The sequence below is a fragment of the Marihabitans asiaticum genome, from assembly GCF_007828725.1.
Classification (GTDB): Bacteria; Actinomycetota; Actinomycetes; order Actinomycetales; family Dermatophilaceae; genus Marihabitans; species Marihabitans asiaticum.
Genome location: NZ_VIUW01000002.1, coordinates 33340 through 51530, shown reverse-complemented (window position 1 = coordinate 51530; position 18191 = coordinate 33340). Strand labels below are relative to the sequence as shown.

Annotated in this window: 18 protein-coding genes; 11 read left to right on the top strand and 7 right to left on the bottom strand. The window is 71.0% G+C overall.

Going from position 1 to position 18191, the window contains the following annotated elements; genetic code table 11:
* The first annotated feature begins 23 nt into the window (after nt 1–23).
* The 4 genes from FB557_RS04825 to FB557_RS04810 all read left to right on the top strand — a co-directional run bounded on the left by FB557_RS04825 (nt 24) and on the right by FB557_RS04810 (nt 4982).
* Entirely contained in the window at nt 24–947 is a 924-nt protein-coding gene (locus tag FB557_RS04825; protein ID WP_144856190.1) for a PfkB family carbohydrate kinase, read from the top strand.
* A 501-nt stretch (nt 948–1448) separates the two neighbouring features.
* Entirely contained in the window at nt 1449–2018 is a 570-nt protein-coding gene (locus FB557_RS14120) for an endonuclease domain-containing protein (protein WP_170236194.1), read from the top strand.
* 211 nt (nt 2019–2229) lie between these two features.
* Nucleotides 2230–3426, top strand: coding sequence for an acyl-CoA dehydrogenase family protein (locus FB557_RS04815; RefSeq protein WP_144856186.1), 1197 nt, complete (start codon nt 2230–2232; stop codon nt 3424–3426).
* Nucleotides 3423–4982 carry an acyl-CoA carboxylase subunit beta gene (locus tag FB557_RS04810; RefSeq protein WP_144856184.1) on the top strand — a complete coding sequence of 520 codons (1560 nt, stop codon included), beginning with the start codon at nt 3423–3425 and terminating at the stop codon, nt 4980–4982. Before FB557_RS04815 ends, FB557_RS04810 begins: the two co-directional genes overlap by 4 nt.
* 245 nt (nt 4983–5227) lie before the next feature.
* Here the strand turns inward: FB557_RS04810 and FB557_RS04805 are convergent, their stop codons facing one another.
* The 5 genes from FB557_RS04805 to FB557_RS04785 all read right to left on the bottom strand — a co-directional run bounded on the left by FB557_RS04805 (nt 5228) and on the right by FB557_RS04785 (nt 10479).
* Complete coding sequence (locus FB557_RS04805; protein WP_144856182.1) at nt 5228–5875, bottom strand: Maf family protein; 648 nt, start codon at nt 5873–5875, stop codon at nt 5228–5230.
* A gap of 179 nt (nt 5876–6054) precedes the next feature.
* Nucleotides 6055–7743 carry a DUF885 domain-containing protein gene (locus FB557_RS04800; protein WP_246074456.1) on the bottom strand — a complete coding sequence of 563 codons (1689 nt, stop codon included), beginning with the start codon at nt 7741–7743 and terminating at the stop codon, nt 6055–6057.
* Nucleotides 7744–7753: 10 nt separating this feature from the next.
* Nucleotides 7754–8449 carry an MOSC domain-containing protein gene (locus FB557_RS04795; RefSeq protein ID WP_144856179.1) on the bottom strand — a complete coding sequence of 232 codons (696 nt, stop codon included), beginning with the start codon at nt 8447–8449 and terminating at the stop codon, nt 7754–7756.
* A 112-nt stretch (nt 8450–8561) separates the two neighbouring features.
* Entirely contained in the window at nt 8562–8819 is a 258-nt protein-coding gene (locus FB557_RS04790; RefSeq protein ID WP_144856177.1) for an acyl-CoA carboxylase subunit epsilon, read from the bottom strand.
* A gap of 1 nt (nt 8820) precedes the next feature.
* A complete protein-coding gene (locus FB557_RS04785; protein ID WP_144856175.1) occupies nt 8821–10479 on the bottom strand; it encodes an acyl-CoA carboxylase subunit beta in 1659 nt (552 codons plus the stop codon).
* Nucleotides 10480–10502: 23 nt separating this feature from the next.
* On the opposite strand from FB557_RS04785, the gene FB557_RS04780 reads away from it, so the two are divergent.
* Genes FB557_RS04780 through FB557_RS04765 form a run of 4 tightly spaced genes read left to right on the top strand, consistent with a single transcriptional unit; the run spans nt 10503 to nt 14196 of the window.
* Nucleotides 10503–11321 (top strand): biotin--[acetyl-CoA-carboxylase] ligase, encoded by an 819-nt coding sequence (locus FB557_RS04780; protein ID WP_144856173.1) that lies wholly within the window; start codon nt 10503–10505, stop codon nt 11319–11321.
* Between the two features lie 35 nt (nt 11322–11356).
* Nucleotides 11357–12457: an adenylate/guanylate cyclase domain-containing protein gene (locus FB557_RS04775; protein ID WP_144856171.1), complete on the top strand. Its 1101-nt coding sequence runs from the start codon at nt 11357–11359 to the stop codon at nt 12455–12457.
* A gap of 60 nt (nt 12458–12517) precedes the next feature.
* Nucleotides 12518–13189, top strand: a complete 672-nt coding sequence (locus FB557_RS04770) for a response regulator transcription factor (protein WP_144856169.1) — start codon at nt 12518–12520, stop codon at nt 13187–13189.
* On the top strand, nt 13189–14196 hold the full coding sequence (locus tag FB557_RS04765; RefSeq protein WP_144856167.1) for a sensor histidine kinase: 1008 nt from the start codon (nt 13189–13191) through the stop codon (nt 14194–14196). The genes FB557_RS04770 and FB557_RS04765 overlap by 1 nt, the downstream gene beginning before the upstream one ends.
* Here the strand turns inward: FB557_RS04765 and FB557_RS04760 are convergent.
* Nucleotides 14166–14753: a GtrA family protein gene (locus tag FB557_RS04760; protein WP_246074455.1), complete on the bottom strand. Its 588-nt coding sequence runs from the start codon at nt 14751–14753 to the stop codon at nt 14166–14168. The two genes, FB557_RS04765 and FB557_RS04760, sit on opposite strands and share 31 nt — an antisense overlap.
* Before the next feature lie 41 nt (nt 14754–14794).
* Here FB557_RS04760 and FB557_RS04755 point away from each other — a divergent pair, with 41 nt between their 5' ends.
* Both FB557_RS04755 and purE read left to right on the top strand, forming a co-directional pair.
* Complete coding sequence (locus tag FB557_RS04755; protein WP_144856165.1) at nt 14795–15967, top strand: 5-(carboxyamino)imidazole ribonucleotide synthase; 1173 nt, start codon at nt 14795–14797, stop codon at nt 15965–15967.
* A 25-nt stretch (nt 15968–15992) separates the two neighbouring features.
* Nucleotides 15993–16472: a 5-(carboxyamino)imidazole ribonucleotide mutase gene (purE, locus tag FB557_RS04750; protein ID WP_144857085.1), complete on the top strand. Its 480-nt coding sequence runs from the start codon at nt 15993–15995 to the stop codon at nt 16470–16472.
* 36 nt (nt 16473–16508) lie between these two features.
* Here the strand turns inward: purE and FB557_RS04745 are convergent, their stop codons facing one another.
* The gene (locus FB557_RS04745; protein WP_144856163.1) at nt 16509–16964 is read right to left on the bottom strand and encodes a CoA-binding protein; all 456 of its coding nucleotides are present in this window, start codon (nt 16962–16964) and stop codon (nt 16509–16511) included.
* A 41-nt stretch (nt 16965–17005) separates the two neighbouring features.
* On the opposite strand from FB557_RS04745, the gene FB557_RS04740 reads away from it, so the two are divergent.
* On the top strand, nt 17006–18181 hold the full coding sequence (locus FB557_RS04740) for a nucleotide sugar dehydrogenase (protein ID WP_211356491.1): 1176 nt from the start codon (nt 17006–17008) through the stop codon (nt 18179–18181).
* Nucleotides 18182–18191: the final 10 nt, after the last annotated feature.

The window sequence follows — 18191 nt, the reverse complement described above, 5'->3', positions numbered from 1 at the left end:
CAGTCTGCCCGTACGCTCCGGGCATGCCGCGACGTGTCATCCATACCGCACAGGCCCTCGTCGACGTCGTCCTGCCGGTGCCGCACCTCCCGCGCCGCGGCGCGAACGTGATGGTCGGCGAGCACGAGCGCTACGCCGGGGGAGCGGTGACGACGCTGCTCGCGGCGGTCCGCTCGGGGGCGGTGTGCGTGCACGCAGGGGCGCACGGCGAAGGGCCGAACGGAGACCTCGTCCGGGAGGTCCTCACCGGCGATGGGGTCGAGCTGTCCAGCCCGATGGTCGAGGGCGTCGACACCGGGATGTGCCTGGTCCTGCTCGAGCCGAGCGCCGAGCGGACCTTCATCACGACGCAGGAGGCCGAGCGGCAGATCAGCGTGGAGTCGTTGCAGCGCAGCGCGTCCTGCAGCGGTGACATCGTCTGCGTCAGCGGGTACAGCCTCGTCGGACAGACCCAGGAGCCGATGCTCGCCTGGCTCGAGCAGCTGCCGGACGGCGTGGTCGTCGTCCTCGACCCCGGCGCCGTCTTCGCCGACCTGGACGGTGCCGTGCGGGAGCGGGCGCTGGCCCTGACCGACGTCTGGACGAGCAACGCCGAGGAGGCCGAGGCGCTCACCGGTGAAGGCGAGATGGCCGCGGCCGCGGCGGCCTCCCTTCGCCATCTGCCGCAGGGGGCGGTGGCCGTGGTCCGGGACGGGGCGAAGGGGTGTGCCGTCGCCCAGCCCGGCGAGCCGGTGGTCGTGGTCCCGGGCTATCCGGAGAAGGCGGTCGACACCAACGGGGCGGGGGACACCCACACCGGGGTTCTCGTCGCGGAGCGGTCAAAGGGCACGGGCTGGGTGGAGGCGTGCCGTCGGGCCAACGCCGCGGGCGCGATCACCGTGACCCGGCCCGGGCCGTCCACGGCACCGACCGCGGCCGAGATCGACGCCTACCTCTCCTCCCGCTGACCCCACCCCTTCGCAGATCCCCGGGGAACCTCAGACGAACGGCTCACCCCACCCCTTCGCAGATCCCCGGGGAACCTCAGACGAACGGCCACCTGTGGAAAACCCCGAAGGACGATCCCGCGGTCTTGCCAGGCTTCGACCATGAAGCCACGACTACGTCTCGACCTATCCACTCTTAGCGACATCCCCTACTTCAGCAGGGCGCAGGCGCGGGAGTGGGGCATCTCTGACCATGACCTGCGTCTGCTGATCGCGAGGGGGTTGATCGTGCGCCTGGACCGGGGGTGGTTCACCACTCGGGTAGGAGCGACCCCCGAGGAGCTCCACCTGCTGCGGACGATCGCCGCCCTCTCCATGCATCCGGGCGCCCTTGCAGCAGCGCGCCACTCGGCGGTGATCCTGCACGGACTTCCCCTGGCGCGAGCCGACCTGTCGCTGGTCGAGCTGGCCAGGCGGTCCGGCGGCCACGGCCGAAGTCGGGCAGCGGTGCGGGAGACCCAGATGGCTGCCGTCCCGGTGAGGCAGATCGAGCTGGATGATCCGAAGACACGCGTGCTGGTGACTGATCCCGCGCACAGCATCGTCGCGACCGCGATGACCAACAACCCGGTCTCTGCCGTGGTCGCCGGCGACGCCGCGTTGCGCGCACGGTTGGTGTCCGACGCTGATCTGCGTAGCGCCCTCGACACCTACAGCGGCTGCCCGGGGATCGAGGCCGCTCGCGCCGCCGTCGGGGTCATGGACCGGCGACACGAGTCGCCCGGCGAGACGTTGCTGGCCGACATCCTGCGCCAGCTCGGGTGGCTGGTGACGCCGCAGTTCCAGGTGCGGAGCGCTTCTGGACGCCGCTACCGGGTGGACTTCGTGCTGGAGGGGCACCGGGTGGTCATCGAGTTTGACGGCCAGATCAAGTACAAGACGCCTGGCGCGCGGGCAGCGCAGGAGCGAAGGGAGCTGGACATCCTGGCGACCGGGTGGGTGGTGGTGCGTATCGACTGGGGCGAGCTCGATCCGGCCGCCGTCGACGCGAAGGTGCGCGAGGGCATTCGACTGGCAACCCTGGCCGCGTGAACGACCGGTCGTCTGAGGTTCCCCGGGGATCTGCGGAGGGGGACGTGGGGCCGTTCGTCTGAGGTTCCCCGGGGATCTGCGAAGGGGAGGTGGGGCCGTATTCGCAGGGGTCGCTGACCATGCAATACGTTGGCTCTCACCACGACGAATGTGGCGTGGACCACCCCAGCGCGATCCGCGGGTGCGTCACCGCGCCAGCGAGAGGACGACGATGTTCGAGCTGAGCCAGGACCATGAGGACTTCCGCAAGGCGGTCCGTGACTTCGCCGCGAGCGAGATCGAGCCGCATGTCGCGCAGTGGGACAAGGAGAAGCACTTCCCGACCGAGCTGGTCGGGCGGATGGGTGAGCTGGGGCTCTTCGGGCTCGTCGTACCCGAGGAGTACGGGGGCAGTGCCGAGGTCGCGGACGGCACGGTCCAGTCCGACTTCACCGCGCTGTGCGTCGCGATCGAGGAGCTCGGCTACGTCGACCAGTCGATCGGCATCACCCTCTCTGCCGGGGTGGGACTCGGCATCAACCCGATCCTGTCCTTCGGCGACGAGGAGCAGAAGCAGACCTACCTGCCTGACCTCGTCGCCGGACGCGCCCTCGCCGGGTTCGGCCTGACCGAGCCAGAAGCCGGATCCGACGCCGGCGGCACCCGCACCAAGGCGGTCCGGGACGGCGACGACTGGGTCATCAACGGTGCCAAGTCCTTCATCACCAACTCGGGTACCGACATCACCTCGGTCGTCACGGTGACCGCCAAGACGAGCGAAGGGGAGGACGGTCGGCCTCAGATCAGCGCGATCATGGTGCCGAGCGGCACCGACGGATTCACGGTCGAGCCGCCGTACGACAAGCTCGGGTGGCACATCTCGGACACCCACGGCCTGACCTTCGAGGACTGCCGCGTCCCGGTCGGCAACCTCCTCGGCGAAGAGGGCAGCGGCTTCCGCCAGTTCCTCAAGACTCTCGACGACGGACGCATCGCGATCTCCGCGCTGGCGCTCGGGCTGACCCGCCGGATGCTCGACCTTGCCACCGACTACGCCTCGACCCGCGAAGCCTTCGGCCGCCCGATCGGCGCGAACCAGGGCGTGGCGTTCCAGGTCTCTGACCTCGCCGTGATGGCCGAGACCAGCCGGGTCCTCACCTACAAGGCGGCCTGGCTCAAGGACGAGCACGACCGCGGCCGTCGCAGCATGAAGGACGTCAAGCACGCCGCCGCGATCGCCAAGCTCTACACCTCGGAGGCGGCCGTGTCGGCGACCCGCATCGCCACCCAGATCTTCGGCGGCAACGGCTTCATGGAGGAGTACCCGGTCGCTCGCTTCTACCGCGACGCGAAGATCCTCGAGATCGGTGAGGGCACCTCCGAGGTGCAGCGGATGGTCATCGCCCGCCACCTGGGGCTCCCGTCGTGAGCTACCCGAGCGACCCGAAGGTCGCCGACGTCCGGGAGAGGTTGCACACCGCCTTCGCCGCCTCGTCCCGACCGAGCGACAAGGCCGCGGCCAAGCTCGAGAGCCAGGGCAAGCTCTACGTCCGAGACCGGATCGACCTGCTTGTCGACGAAGGGACCTTCGTCGAGGACGGCCGGTACGCCAACGCTCTCGCCGAGGGGCTGCCGGCCGACGGTGTGGTGACCGGGCGGGGCCTGGTCGACGGGCGGCCGGTGATCGTCATCGCCAACGACCCGACGGTCAAGGCCGGCTCGTGGGGCGCTCGCACGGTGGAGAAGATCGTGCGGGCCACCGAGATGGCTCTGCGTGAGGAGCTGCCGGTCTTCTGGTTCGTCGACTCGGCTGGCGCACGGATCACCGACCAGGTCGAGATGTTCCCCGGCCGGCGCGGAGCAGGGCGGATCTTCCACAACCAGGTGGCCCTGTCCGGCAAGGTCCCTCAGATCTGCTGCCTCTTCGGTCCGAGCGCGGCCGGCGGCGCGTACATCCCGTCCTTCACCGACCTCGTGATCATGGTCGACGGCAACGCCTCGATGTACCTCGGCAGCCCACGGATGGCCGAGATGGTCGTCGGCGAGAAGGTCAGCCTCGAGGACATGGGCGGGGCTCGGATGCACTGCACCGTCTCCGGGGTGGGCGACATCCTCGTGGCCGACGACGAGGAAGCGATCGAGACGGCCCGGTTGTGGTTCAGCTACCTGCCGCAGAGCTGGCACGCGCCGCTGCCGAGCTACCACCCCGAGGAGCCGGCCGAGCCGCTCACCGCTGGCGTGGTCCCCGAGCGGGAGAGCCAGCCCTTCGACATCCATGACGTCATCGAGGGGCTGGTCGACGACGACTCCTTCTTCGAGGTCAAGCCGCTCTTTGCCCCCGAGCTGGTCGTCGGGCTGGGCCGCATCGAGGGCGAGACGGTCGGCATCGTGGCCAACAACTCGATGGCCAAGGGCGGGGTGCTCTTCACCGACAGCGCCGACAAGGCGGCCCGCTTTATCTGGCTGTGCGACGCCTACTCCATCCCGTTGATCTATCTCGCCGACGTGCCCGGCTTCATGATCGGTTCCGAGGTCGAGCGGGGCGGGATCATCCGGCACGGGGCGAAGATGGTCTCGGCCGTCTCCTCGGCGACCGTCCCCCAGCTCTGCGTCGTCGTTCGCAAGGCGTACGGGGCCGGGCTGTACGCGATGGGTGGCCCGGGCTTCGGTCCGGACGCGACGATCGCGCTGCCGACGGCGCGGATCGCCGTCATGGGCCCGGAGGCCGCCGTCAACGCGGTGTACGCCAACAAGATCGCCGAGATCGAGGCGAGCGAAGGGGTGGAAGCCAGGGACGCCTTCGTCGAGGCTCGCCGGGCCGAGTACCTCGAGGACGTCGACCTCGAGCGGCTGGCGGCCGACCTCGTCATCGACCAGGTGGTCGAGCCCGAGCAGCTGCGCGAGGAGGTTCGGCGTCGCCTGCTCCACGCGCGGGGGCGGGACCGCAGATTCTCCGAGCGGCGGCGCGGGATACCGCCGGTCTGAGGTTCCCCGGGGATCTGCGAAGGGGTGGGGCGACCGTTCGTCTGAGGTTCCCCGGGGATCTGCGAAGGGGTGGGGCGACCGTTCGTCTGAGGTTCCCCGGGGATCTGCGAAGGGGCGGGCAGGTCAGCCGGGGGTGGGCGAGGAGGGGTCGGCGACCGTTCGTCTGAGGTTCCCCGGGGATCTGCGAAGGGGTGGGGCGACCGTTCGTCTGAGGTTCCCCGGGGATCTGCGAAGGGGCGGGCAGGTCAGCCGGGGGTGGGCGAGGAGGGGTCGGCGACCGACCACCACGGGACGTCGAGGGCGAGGAGCAGGCGGCGCAGGGCGGGCAGGCAGAGGCCGATGACGGTCCCGGGGTCTCCCTCGACCACCTCGACGAAGGGGGCGCCGAAGCCGTCGATGGTGAACCCGCCGGCGACGTGCAGCGGCTCTCCCGTCGCGACATAGGCGTCGATCTCGTCGTCGCTGACGTCGGCGAAGCGCAGCCGGCTGCTCGTCGCCTCGCTCACCGACCGGCCGGTCTCGGCATCGAGCAGCCAGTGCCCGGTGTGCAGCACCCCCGACCCGCCACGCATCGATTGCCAACGGGTGGTGGCCAGATCTGCGGACCCCGGCTTGCCGACCACCTCTGCGCCGACCTCGAGGACGGAGTCGCAGGCGAGGACGAGGTCGGCGGCTTCGCGCCCGTCCAGGGAGGAGGCGACGGCCTCCCCCTTCGCTCGTGCCAACGCGCCGACCAGCGCCTCGGGGGTGAGGTCGGGGTCGGTCTCCCGTGCGCGGCGCTCGACCTGTCGTTCGTCGACCGAGCTGGGCCGCACGACCGGCTCGACACCGCTGCGACGGAGCAGCTGCAGCCGGGCGGGTGATGCCGATGCGAGGACGAGGGGCCGAGTCACGGCACCACCCAACCACGGCATGCGGAGGGTGTCCGGCTTAGCTCGCCCGGGACTGGTGGCCCAGGGCGCGAACCTCCGGTGGAGTCCCAACGCCGCCCCGCTGCACCTCGGCGGCATGATCCCGAGCGCCGGCGAGGCGCTGCCGTGGCTCGGGGCCCGCTCCACCCCCTTCGCGCGGGTCAGGATGGACCCAGGACAGCGCTGCGCAGCGTGTCCAGACCGACCCCGCCGATGTCCAGGGCGCGGCGGTGGAAGGCCTTGAGATCGAAGGCTTCGCCCTCGCGGCGCGCCACCTCGTTGCGCAGCTCCACCCAGAGCCGCTCGCCGATCTTGTAGCTCGGTGCCTGCCCCGGCCAGCCGAGGTAGCGGTCGAGCTCGAAGCGCAGCTGCTCGGTGCCCTGGTTGGCGTGGGCATCGAGGAAGGCCCAGGCCTTCTCGTAGGTCCAGTCGCCACCGCCGACCTCGGCGGGAGCCTCGAAGCCGCAGTGCACGCCGATGTCGAGGACGACGCGCGCGGCGCGCAGCGACTGGCCGTCGAGCAGGCCCATCCGGTTGCCCGGGTCGTCCATGTAGCCCAGCTCGGCCATGAGCCACTCGGCGTACAGCGCCCATCCCTCGCCGTGCCCGGAGGTCCACGAGGCGAGGCGTCGCCACCGGTTGAGCAGCTCGCGACGGTAGACGGTCTGGGCGACCTGGAGGTGATGGCCGGGCACGCCCTCGTGGTAGACCGTCGTCAGCTCGCGCCAGGTGCCGAAGGTGGTCACGCCCTTGGGCACCGACCACCACATCCGGCCCGGCCGGGCGAAGTCGTCGCTCGGACCGGTGTAGTAGATGCCGCCGGTCTGGGTCGGGGCGATCCGGCACTCGATGGCGCGCACCGGGTCGGGGATGTCGAAGTGCTCACCGGCCAGCGCCGTGATCGCCTCGTCGGCCTTGTCCTGCATCCAGGCCTGGAGCGCGTCGGTGCCCTCGAGGCGGTAGGCAGGGTCGTCCTCGAGCGCGGCGATCGCCTCCTTGACGCTCGCGCCGGGGCGGACCTGCTGCGCGGTCTGCTCCATCTGCGCGGTGATCCGGGCCAGCTCCTCCTGACCCCAGGCGTAGGTCTCCTCGAGGTCGACGGTGCTGCCGAGGAACTGCCGGGAGTAGAGGGCGTAGCGCTCGCGACCGCAGCCCAGCTGCTCCGGCGCACGCTCGCCGAGATCGTCCAGTGCCGCGGCGAGGGCGAGGTAGCCCTCGCGGGCGGCCTGCGCGCTCGTCTCGAGGTCACGGCGAAGGGAGTCAGGCACCGGCCCCTGCGCGGTCCGGGCAGATTCCGGCAGGGCCGCGAGATAGGCGCCCTCGGCCGCCGTGTCGCGCGCCTGCTCGGCGCAGACCCGGAACTGGCGGCGTGAGGTGATCCGACCGCGGTCGGCGGCGTGCCGGAGGGACTGGACGTACTCCTCGAGAGCCTCCGGGATCGCGGCGACCCGGCGCCCGATCGTCGCCCACTGCTCCTCGGTGTCGCTCGGCATGAGGTCGAGCACGTCGCGCACAGACTGCATGGGCGAGGCGATGTTGTTCAGCTCCATCGCGTCCAGGCCGGCGTCGTGCATCTCCTCGGCCAGGCCGAGGCGCTCCCGCATCGCCTCCAGGGTCACGCGGTCGACCTCGTCGGCCGGCTCGGCCGCGTCGAGGGTGTCCAGGGTCCGGCGGCGCAGCCGTGACATCTCCTCGAGCCCGTCGGGGGAGAGGTCGTCGATCTCGTCCTCGCGGCCGGGTAGGCCGAGGTAGGTGGCGCTGAGCGGGCTGAGCGCGAGCTCCTCGTCGAGGTAGGTCTCGGCGATCCGGTCGATCTCGGTGCTGGGGCGGGCGTGGGTCTGCTCGTTCACCGGGCCGACGCTATCCCCCTTCGCCTCCGGTCGCCGCAGTACGTCCCGCTCGTCGGTGCATCGACTCGAGCTCGGCCTGGCCCACGTCGTGGAGCACCCGGGCGCGCAGGACCCGGTGCGCGGCATCGGCGTCGCCGAGGTAGGCGCGCAGCACGCTCGGCACGTCGACACCGCTGTGGGAGCGCTCCACGACGATCCCGTCCCCCGGGCGGATCTGGCCGGGCTCCTGCACCGCCAGATAGGCGCCGAGCCGGCCGCGCGCGGCGACCCGCTTGACCCAGCCGCGCTCACCCATCCGCGCCGCGAAGGTCGCGCACGGCACCCGAGGGCCGCTGACGCGGAGCACCGCGCTGCCCACCCGCCAGACGTCGCCCATCTCGGCCGCGTCGACGTCGAGCCCCGTGGTCGTGAGGTTCTCGCCGAACATCCCGTCGGGCAGCTCGCGCCCGAGCTCGCCACTCCACCAGTCCAGCTCCTCGCGCGCCATCGCGTACACCGCCTGCGCGCTGCCTCCGTGGTGCTTGCCATTGCCGACGAAGTCGCCAGCCACCCCCGAGACCGCGGCGCCGTCCTCGACCCGCTTCGGTCCGGGGTCGGCGACGGCGATCACCTCGACCGGCTGCTTGGCTATCCCGGTCGCTTTGCCCCTCGGGACCCGCTGCCGGCGCGGGGAGCCGACGTTGACCGAGCGCACTGATCCAGGCATGCGCTCAGCCTGCCATCGGTTCGAAGAGGATCCGTCACCTCGACGTGACGCAACCTCTTCGAATGAGCGGCAAAGCCTGCCACCGGCGGCAGGGGTCTGACGAGCGTAAGGCTCAGCGGGGGAGGCCGGAGGTGCGCCAGCCGCCGGGGGAGGGGTGGTGGGCGGGGCGCAGGCGCCGGGCGGGGTCGGACCACGGCGAAGGGGGAGCCGCCGCCTCCTCGGACGCCTCGCCACCGCCGGAGAGGACGGCGACGAGGGCCGCTACCTGCTCGGGGGTGGCCTCGCCGAGCACGCGGATCACCGGCGGCGACGGCTGGTCGCCGCCCGCCTGCTCGTCGGCGTCGGACTCTGGTGCGGGTGTCTCGGCCATGTCAGAGCGGGATGTTCCCGTGCTTCTTCGGCGGCAGCGCCTCGCGCTTGGAGCGCAGCGCCCGCAGGGCTCGGGAGACGTTCATCCGGGTGTTGCTCGGGGTGATGACGGTGTCGACGTAGCCGCGCTCGGCCGCCACGTAGGGGTTGGCCAGGGCCTCCTCGTACTCGGTGATGAACCGCTGCCGGGCGGCGTCGACGTCCTCGCCGCGCTCCTGCGCCTGCGCGATCTCCTTGCGGTAGAGGATGTTCACCGCGCCCTGGGCACCCATGACCGCGATCTGGGCGGTCGGCCAGGCGAGGTTGATGTCGGCGCCGAGGTGCTTGGAGCCCATGACGTCGTAGGCACCGCCGTACGCCTTGCGGGTGATGACGGTGACAAGCGGCACGGTGGCCTCCGCGTAGGCGTAGAGCAGCTTGGCCCCGCGCCGGATGATCCCGTCCCACTCCTGGTCGGTGCCGGGGAGGAAGCCGGGTACGTCGACGAAGGTGAGGACCGGGATGTTGAAGGCGTCGCAGGTCCGCACGAAGCGGGCTGCCTTCTCCGAGGCATCGATGTCGAGGGTCCCGGCCAGCTGCATCGGGTTGTTCGCGACGACGCCGACCGAGTGGCCCTCGACGCGCCCGAAGCCGCAGACGATGTTCGGCGCGAAAAGCGGCTGGACCTCGAGGAACTCCTCGTCGTCGAGCACCACCTGGATGACCCGCTGCATGTCGTAGGGCATGTTCGCCGAGTCGGGGATGATCGCGTCGAGCTCACGGTCGAGATCGGTCACCTCGAGCGCGTCGTCGCTGACCTCGCCGTCGAAGACGGGGGGCTCCTCGAGGTTGTTGCTCGGCAGGTAGGACAGCAGCGCCTTGACGTACTCGATGGCGTCGTCTTCGTCGCTGCCCATGTAGTGCGCGACCCCGGAGCGGGAGTTGTGCGTGCGCGCGCCGCCGAGCTCCTCGAAGCCGACGTCCTCGCCGGTCACGGTCTTGATCACGTCCGGGCCGGTGATGAACATGTGCGAGGTCTGGTCGACCATGACGGTGAAGTCGGTCAGCGCCGGCGAGTACACCGCGCCGCCGGCGCACGGTCCCATGACCAGGGAGATCTGCGGGATGACCCCGGAGGCGTGCACGTTGCGCCGGAAGATCTCGGCGTACAGCCCCAGGGCGACCACGCCCTCCTGGATCCGCGCGCCACCGGAGTCGTTCAGCCCGATGACCGGGCACCCGATCTTCATGGCGAAGTCCATGACCTTGGTGATCTTCTCGCCGAAGACCTCACCGAGCGATCCGCCGAAGACGGTGAAGTCCTGGGCGAAGACCGCCACCTGCCGGCCGTCGACCGTGCCGTAACCGGTGACCACGCCGTCGCCGTAGGGCCTCTTGCGCTCCTGCCCGAAGTTCGTCGAGCGGTGTCGCGCGTACTTGTCCAGCTCGACGAAGCTGCCCTCGTCGAGGAGCATCGCGATCCGCTCCCGGGCCGTCTTCTTGCCCTTGGCGTGCTGTTTCTCGACCGCCTTTTCCGAGCCGGCGTTCGCCACCTCGGAGACCCGCCGCTTGAGGTCCGCGAGCTTGCCCGCGGTGGTGCTCAGGTCGATGTCGTCGGGGACGTCGGTGCCGCCGATGCCCTGCTGATCCGTGGGGTTGCTGCCCTGGGTGACCTGCGTCATACCGCCCACCCTAGCCTTGCCCCATGACATCCTCACCCGCTGCCCAGGGGCTGCGTGCCGCCTTGCGCGGCGGCCGGGTGTGGGGCGACCTCGTCGTCGTCGACGAGGTCGGGTCGACCAACGTCGAGGTGACCCGGCTCGCCGAGCCGTGGTCGGTGGTGCTCGCCCGTCGCCAGACCGCGGGACGGGGCCGGCGGGGCCGGTCCTGGTCGGACAGCGAGGGCCTCGGGCTGGCCTGCTCGATGCTCGTGCCGGGGACACCGCCTGATGACCTGGGCTGGGTGCCGTTGGCGGTCGGGCTGGGCGTCCGGGACTGCCTGAGCGGCCTGGACCTTCCCACGTCGCTGAAGTGGCCTAACGACGTGCTGGCGGACATCGCGGGGGAGGAGCGCAAGGTGTGCGGGATCCTCTGCGAGGCCCGTCCGGGACGAGCGAAGGGGGGACCCGCGGCCTCTCCCGCGGCCGGCGCCACGGAGGTGGTCGTCGGCGTCGGGGTCAACCTCGACCACGACCGCGGCCAGCTCCCCGTCGAGACGGCCACCTCCCTCCGGCTGCTCGCCGAGGAGCACGCGGTGGCCCCACCGGACCGGGCCGAGATCGCCCCTTCGCTCCTCGACGCCGTCCGTGACCGCCTCGAGCAGGTGGGCTCGGACTCCCTTCGCTCGGACTACCGCGCCGCCTGCGCGACCATCGGGCGGCAGGTGGTCGTCCACCGACCGGATGGGTCCGTCCTGCACGGCGTCGGCGAGGACGTCGCACCCGACGGGCGGCTCGTCGTCCTGGCGGACGGCTCCTCGGCTACGGTGAGTGCGGGTGACGTGCAGCACGTTCGTCACCGCTAGCCGACCACGCCTCCTGGGGAGGGCCGCCCTCGACGATGACCGATGACGCCGCCCCCCGGCCGCTGACCGACGGCCCGGAGGACCCCACCCCGGCCGACCTCGAGCGTGCGCTGCTCGGTCGACCGGCCTCGATGGGCCGCCGCGAGGTCTCCCGCGGAGCCGGCGTGTCGGTCCGCTCGGCGCGGCGCTTCTGGCACGCCCTCGGGTTCCCGCTCGTGAGCGAGGGGGACGCGATGTTCACCGAGGCCGACCTCGTCGCGCTCCAGCAGGTCTCCGAGCTGGTCCGTACCGATCAGGCCGACGAGGACTTCGCGCTCGCGATGACCCGCGCGATGGCCCGCACGATGGACCGGCTCGCCGTCTGGCAGGCCCAGCTGGTCGCCGAGGAGGTCGCCGAGGAGATGACGGCGGCCGGGCAGCTGCGCACCCAGGACCTCGACGGTGACGACGCCGACCCGGTGGCCTCGCTCCCTGTGGCGGAGGAGGCTGCGCGACGGCTGGCGACGATGGCCGACGACCTCGAGCCGCTGCTGATCTACGTCTGGCGGCGTCAGCTCACCGCGGCGATCAACCGCAGCCTGACCGACGCGCCCGAGGCGCAGGGCATCGGGGTGCCCCGGGTCGTCGGCTTCGCCGATCTCGTGAACTTCACCGCCGTCGTCAGGCGGCTTGCCGAGAAGGACCTTGCGGCACTGGTGCAGCGCTTCGAGCTGCTCGCGACCGACATCATCACCGCGCACGGCGGCCGGGTGGTCAAGACCGTCGGCGACGAGGTCATGTTCCTCACCCCTGACGTCCTGCCCGCGGCCGCTATCGCGCTCGATCTGTGCGAGGCGATCACCGACGACGACCTGCTCCCCGAGGCGCGCGTCGGCATGGCATACGGCCCGGTGATCAACCGGCTCGGAGACGTCTTCGGTACCACCGTCAACCGCGCCAGCCGACTCACGGCGGCGGCGCCGCCGGATGCCGTCTTCGTCGACGACGCCCTCGCCCGGCTGCTCGCCCCGGTCAGCGGCTTCGCGACTGTGCAGGCCCGCCGGCGCACGCTGCGCGGGATCGGGACCGTGACACCGAGCCGGCTCCTGCGGGTCAAGGGCGTGCGCCAGCGCACCGACGTCACCGCGCACGTCTGACCCCCCCCTTCGCGCCGATCCGCATGCCAGGACGTGGACCGGTCCGTAGACTGCGCCCTCATGACCCGTGTGCTGCTGGCGGAGGACGACGCCGCGATCGCCGAGCCGCTGACGCGTGCGCTGCGGCGTGAGGGCTACGAGGTCGAGGCCTACGCCGACGGCAAGGAGGCGCTGGACGCGCTGCTGGCTGCCAAGCCCGATCTCGTCGTGCTCGACCTGGGGCTGCCGACGCTCGACGGGCTGGAGATCTGCCGCCAGCTGAGGGCGACCGGGTCGAGCGTCCCGGTGCTCATCCTCACCGCCCGCGGGGACGAGGTCGACACCGTCGTCGGGCTGGACGCCGGCGCCGACGACTACGTGACCAAGCCCTTCCGCCTTGCCGAGCTCATGGCGCGGGTGCGGGCTCTGCTGCGTCGCTCCCACCCCGACGCCGAGGGTGAGGAGTCGGTCATCCGGATCGACCCCGAGGCCAGGCGGGCCTGGTTCAAGGGGGAGGAGCTGGCCCTCACGGTCAAGGAGTTCGAGGTGCTCTCGGTCCTGGTCCGGGAGTGCGGACGCGTCGTCCCCCGCGACCGGATCATGGCCGAGGTGTGGGACACCGCGTGGTTCGGCTCGACCAAGACCCTCGACATGCACATCTCGGTGCTGCGCCGCAAGCTCGGTGACGATGCCTCGAACCCGCGGTACATCTCCACCGTCCGGGGGGTCGGCTTCCGCTTCGACGTCTGCTGATGCGCTCCCGTCTGCTCGCCGCCCTCACGGTGCCTGCGGGTATCGCGATCGTCCTGATCGTCCTCCCGCTGCTCCTCGCCCTAGCGCTGGTCACCTCCGACCCGGCGGTTGTCGACGACCCGCAATCGGTCGAGCAGTGGGCGCGTTGGGCGCTCGTGTGGCTGGTCCTCGCGTGCCTGGCCGTCGGGGCCGGCGCGGCGTGGTCGGTCGGTCGGCTCGCGGATCGAGTCGAGGATCAGCTGACCCAGATCACCGAGCGGGTCGCCGACCTCGGATCGGGAGGGCGCCCGGTGCGGCGCCAGGGCATCGAGGAGATCGACCGGCTCGCCCAGGCGGTGACCGAGCGCGACGTCGCGCTCACCCGGCAGGCCGCGACCGAGCGAGACCTCGCCTCCGACGTCGCCCACCAGCTGCGGACCCCGCTCACCGCGCTGCTCATGCGGCTGGAGGAGATCGCCGCACTCGAGGACGTGGAGAGCATCAGGGACGAGGCAGGCGTCGCGATCGAGCAGGTCGCGCGGCTCAACGATGTCGTCGCCACGCTGCGGTCCAGGACCAGCTCGGACGCACCGGAGCTACCCGTCATCTCGCTGGACTCGGTGCTCGCCTCGCTCCAGCGGGAGTACCAGCCCGCCTTCGCCGCCGCCCAACGCAGCGTCCGGGTCGGTGGGGACCGTGGCCTGATGGTGCGGGCCCGCCCGATGGACCTGGCGCAGATCGTCGGCACGCTCGTGGAGAACGGGCTGCGCCACGGCGACGGGACAGTCTCGGTCGTCCCCCGACGCCGCGGCCCGAGCGTCGTCGTCGAGATCTGCGACGAGGGACGCGGGATCCCCATGGCGATCGCGCCGCACATCTTCGAGCGGTCGGTGACCTCGCGCGGGACGGGCGTCGGCCTGGCGCTGGCCCGGGATCTCGCGGCGAAGGGTGGAGGCCGGCTCGAGCTGGTGCGCTCCAGCCCGGCCGTCTTCGAGCTCTACCTGCCGGAGGGGCGGGTCACCCGCTGATCCGGGGTGCTGCTCTCGCCTTCGGTCGCTTCGCGCTCGTCGGTCGCGTCACCCTCGTCCTCCGACCAGGGCGAGGTGTCGACGTCCATCGGCTCGTTGGCGAAGACCCAGCGCCGGTAGGCCCAGAAGCGGAAGAGGGTGCCCAGGCCGATGCCGAAGATCGTGCTGATGTTGTCGGCCAGGCGCGAGTCGAGCCCGAGCAGGTAGTGCGAGACGACGAGGCACAGCGTGGAGATGACCAGCGCGATCCCGTTGACGACGAAGAAGAGCGTGACCTCGTGAGAGACCGGTCGGCTCCGACGGTGCGCGAACGTCCAGCTCCGGTTGCCGACCCAGGCGAAGAGGGTCGCGGCGACCCCGCTGAGGATCCTCGCCGTCGTCGGCTTGCCCTCGAGCACCGTGTGGTAGAGCAGGTTGAACCCGCCGAGGTCGATGACGAAGGCCAGCAGCCCGATCAGGCCGAACTTCGCGATCTCGTGCCAGATCGTGTCCACCAGGCCGCGCAGGCCGTCATGGGAGCCCTCAGGGCTCTCGGGCGGCGAGGACGAAGGAGGCACTCGGGCAAGCCTAGTCGCCCGCGCCGATATCCTCCTGTCTCGTGACCTCACCGCGTCGTGCCCCAGGAGGATTCCCCGTCGTCGGCATCATCGGTGGCGGGCAGCTCGCGCGGATGTGCGCGGGTCCTGCGACCGAGCTGGGTGTCACCCTCAGCGTGCTCGCGGCCGACCCATGGGACAGCGCCGCGCTCGTGGTCCCGAGCAGCGTGATCGGGTCGCACACCGACGTCGATGCGGTGCGCGCCTTCGCCCGGGAGTGCGACGTCGTGACCTTCGACCACGAGCACGTCCCCGCTGAGGTCCTCACGGCGCTCGAGGCGGACGGCGTGGTGCTGCACCCCCGGCCCGATGCCCTTCGTCACGCGCAGGACAAGCTGGCGATGCGCCGACGACTCACGGCGGCGGCCGTGCCCTGCCCGGCCTGGGCCGAGGTGCGCGACTCGGCCGACCTCGAGCGGTTCGCCGACGCTCATGGCTGGCCGGTCGTGCTCAAGACGCCGACTGGGGGGTACGACGGCAAGGGCGTGCTCGTCGTCGACGACGTGGCGGGCGCGGGTGAGTGGTTGACGCGGGTGACGGGCGAAGGGGGCACCCTCCTCGTCGAGGAGAAGGTCACCTTCGAGCGCGAGCTGGCGGTGCTCGTGGCGCGCAGCCCGAGCGGTCAGGCCACCGTGTGGCCGGTGGTCGAGACCGTGCAGCGAGACGGGATCTGCACCGAGGTCCTCGCACCCGCCCCCGGGCTCTCCGAGGCGCTGGCACAGCGAGCCATCGATGTCGCCCTGACCATCGCCGCCACGCTCGACGTCACCGGGGTCTTCGCCGTCGAGATGTTCGAGCTGCCCGCAGGCGAGGTGGTCGTCAACGAGCTGGCGATGCGCCCGCACAACTCGGGGCACTGGAGCATGGACGGTGCGGTGACCGGCCAGTTCGAGCAGCACCTGCGGGCGGTCCTCGACCTGCCGCTGGGCTCTCCGGCGGCGCGATCGCCGTGGACCGTCATGGCCAACGTCCTCGGCGGCGACGACGAGGAGCTGTACAGCAGCTACCGCCACGTCATGGCACGAGACCCCGAGCTCAAGGTCCACCTGTACGGCAAGGCGGTCCGCCCGGGCCGCAAGATCGGCCACGTCACCGTGAGCGGAGAGGACCTCGGCGGCCTGCGCGCCCGGGCCCGGCACGCCGCGGACTACATCGAAGGAGCCATCCGTGAGTGAGACCACCCCCGTCGTCGGGATCGTCATGGGTAGCGACAGCGACTGGCCGGTCATGCGCGCGGCCGCCGAGGTGCTCGACGAGCTCGACGTGGCCTACGAGGCCGACGTGGTCTCCGCCCACCGGATGCCGACGGAGATGATCGAGTACGGGCGCTCCGCGGCCGAGCGCGGGCTGCGGGTCATCGTGGCCGGGGCAGGGGGCGCAGCGCACCTGCCCGGCATGCTCGCCGCGGTCACCCCGCTGCCCGTCGTCGGCGTGCCGGTGCCGCTGAAGCACCTCGACGGGCTGGACTCGCTGCTCTCCATCGTGCAGATGCCCGCAGGCATCCCGGTCGCCACGGTCGCCGTCGGCGGCGCGCGCAACGCCGGGCTGCTGGCCGCGCGGGTCCTCGCCGCCGGCGATGGGGAGGAGGCCGGTCGCCTGCGGCAGGCGCTCGTCGACCACGCCGAGGAGCTGCGCCAGACCGCCCACGCGAAGGGGGAGGCGCTGCGCCGCCAGCTCTGACCCCTTCGCCTGCCGAGGTGCGGGAGGGGCCTGCGCTCAGCGGTGCGAGCCCTCCGCCCGCAGCCGCCGCCACTCGATCTTGGGGCAGGTGTCCATGACGACGAGCAGCCCGGCCTCCCGCGCGCGCTCGGCGGCCGCGGCGTCGATCACCCCGCGCTGCATCCAGACCGCGTCGATGGTGAGCCGGTCCTTGTGCGCGATCGCCTCGTCCACGACCGCGCCGACCTGGTCGCTGCCGACGAAGCAGTCGACGACCTTGACGTCGGTCCCGTCCGGGATGTCGCCGATCGTGGCGTAGCCGGTGTCGCCGTCGACCTCCTCGGCGTCGGGGTGGACCGGGATGATCGTCTTGCCCATCTCGATCTTGAGCCAGCGGGCCACGTGGAAGGCGTCTCGCTCCCTGTTGTTCGACAGCCCCACGACGACCCACCTGCCGGGGTCGTTGATGAGCATGCGCATGACGTCGTCGTCGTTCTGGTGCGTCAGGGTCATGGCCCCAGTCAAGCCCCCTGGGCCTGTGATAGCAATGGCGCGTGACTACCAAGATCGCTGTGGTCGGGACCGGGTACGTGGGGCTGTCGATGGCGGTGCTGCTCTCGCAGGTGTGCGAGGTCGTCGGCTTCGACATCGACGAGGAGCGGGTGGCGATGCTCGAGCGGCGGCGCAGCCCGATCCAGGACGTGGACATCCAGGCCTTCCTCGACGAGCGTGAGCTGGACCTGCGGTTCACCCTGGACAAGCAGGACGCCTACGGCGATGCCCGCTTCGTCATCATCGCCACCCCGACCGACTACGACCCGCAGACCAACTACTTCAACACCTCGACCGTGGAGAGCGTGGTCGCCGACGTGCTGGCGATCAACCCCGACGCGACGATGGTCATCAAGTCGACCATCCCGGTCGGGTACACCGCGTCGCTGCGGGAGCGGACCGGCAGCGAGAACATCGTGTTCTCCCCGGAGTTCCTGCGCGAGGGCAAGGCGTTGCACGACAACCTCCACCCTTCCCGCATCGTCGTCGGTGAGATCAGCGACCGGGCGCAGCAGTTCGCCGACCTGCTGCTCTCGGCCAGCGAGGAGTCCGACGTGCCGGTCCTGCTGACCGACTCCACCGAGGCCGAGGCGATCAAGCTCTTCGCCAACACCTACCTCGCGATGCGGGTCGCGTACTTCAACGAGCTCGACACCTTCGCCGCGACCCACGGGCTGAACACGCGTCAGATCATCGAGGGGGTCGGTCTGGACCCGCGGATCGGGAAGCACTACAACAACCCCAGCTTCGGCTACGGCGGGTACTGCCTGCCCAAGGACACCAAGCAGATGCTGGCGAACTACCAGGACGTCCCGCAGAACCTCATGCAGGCGATCGTGGACTCCAACCGCACCCGCAAGGACTTCGTCGCCGAGGACATCCTGCGCCACCAGCCGCGGGTGGTGGGCATCCACCGGTTGATCATGAAGAGCGGCTCGGACAACTTCCGCGCCTCCTCGATCCAGGGGATCATGAAGCGGATCAAGGCGAAGGGGGTCGAGGTCGTCGTCTTCGAGCCCGAGCTGGAGGAGGAGACCTTCTTCGGGTCACGGGTGATCCGGGACCGGGAGGAGTTCAAGGCGCTCAGCGATCTCATCGTGGCCAACCGCCGGACCGATGACCTGGCCGACGTCGCCGACAAGGTCTACACCCGCGACCTCTTCGGCTCCGACTCCTGAGGTGCTTCTC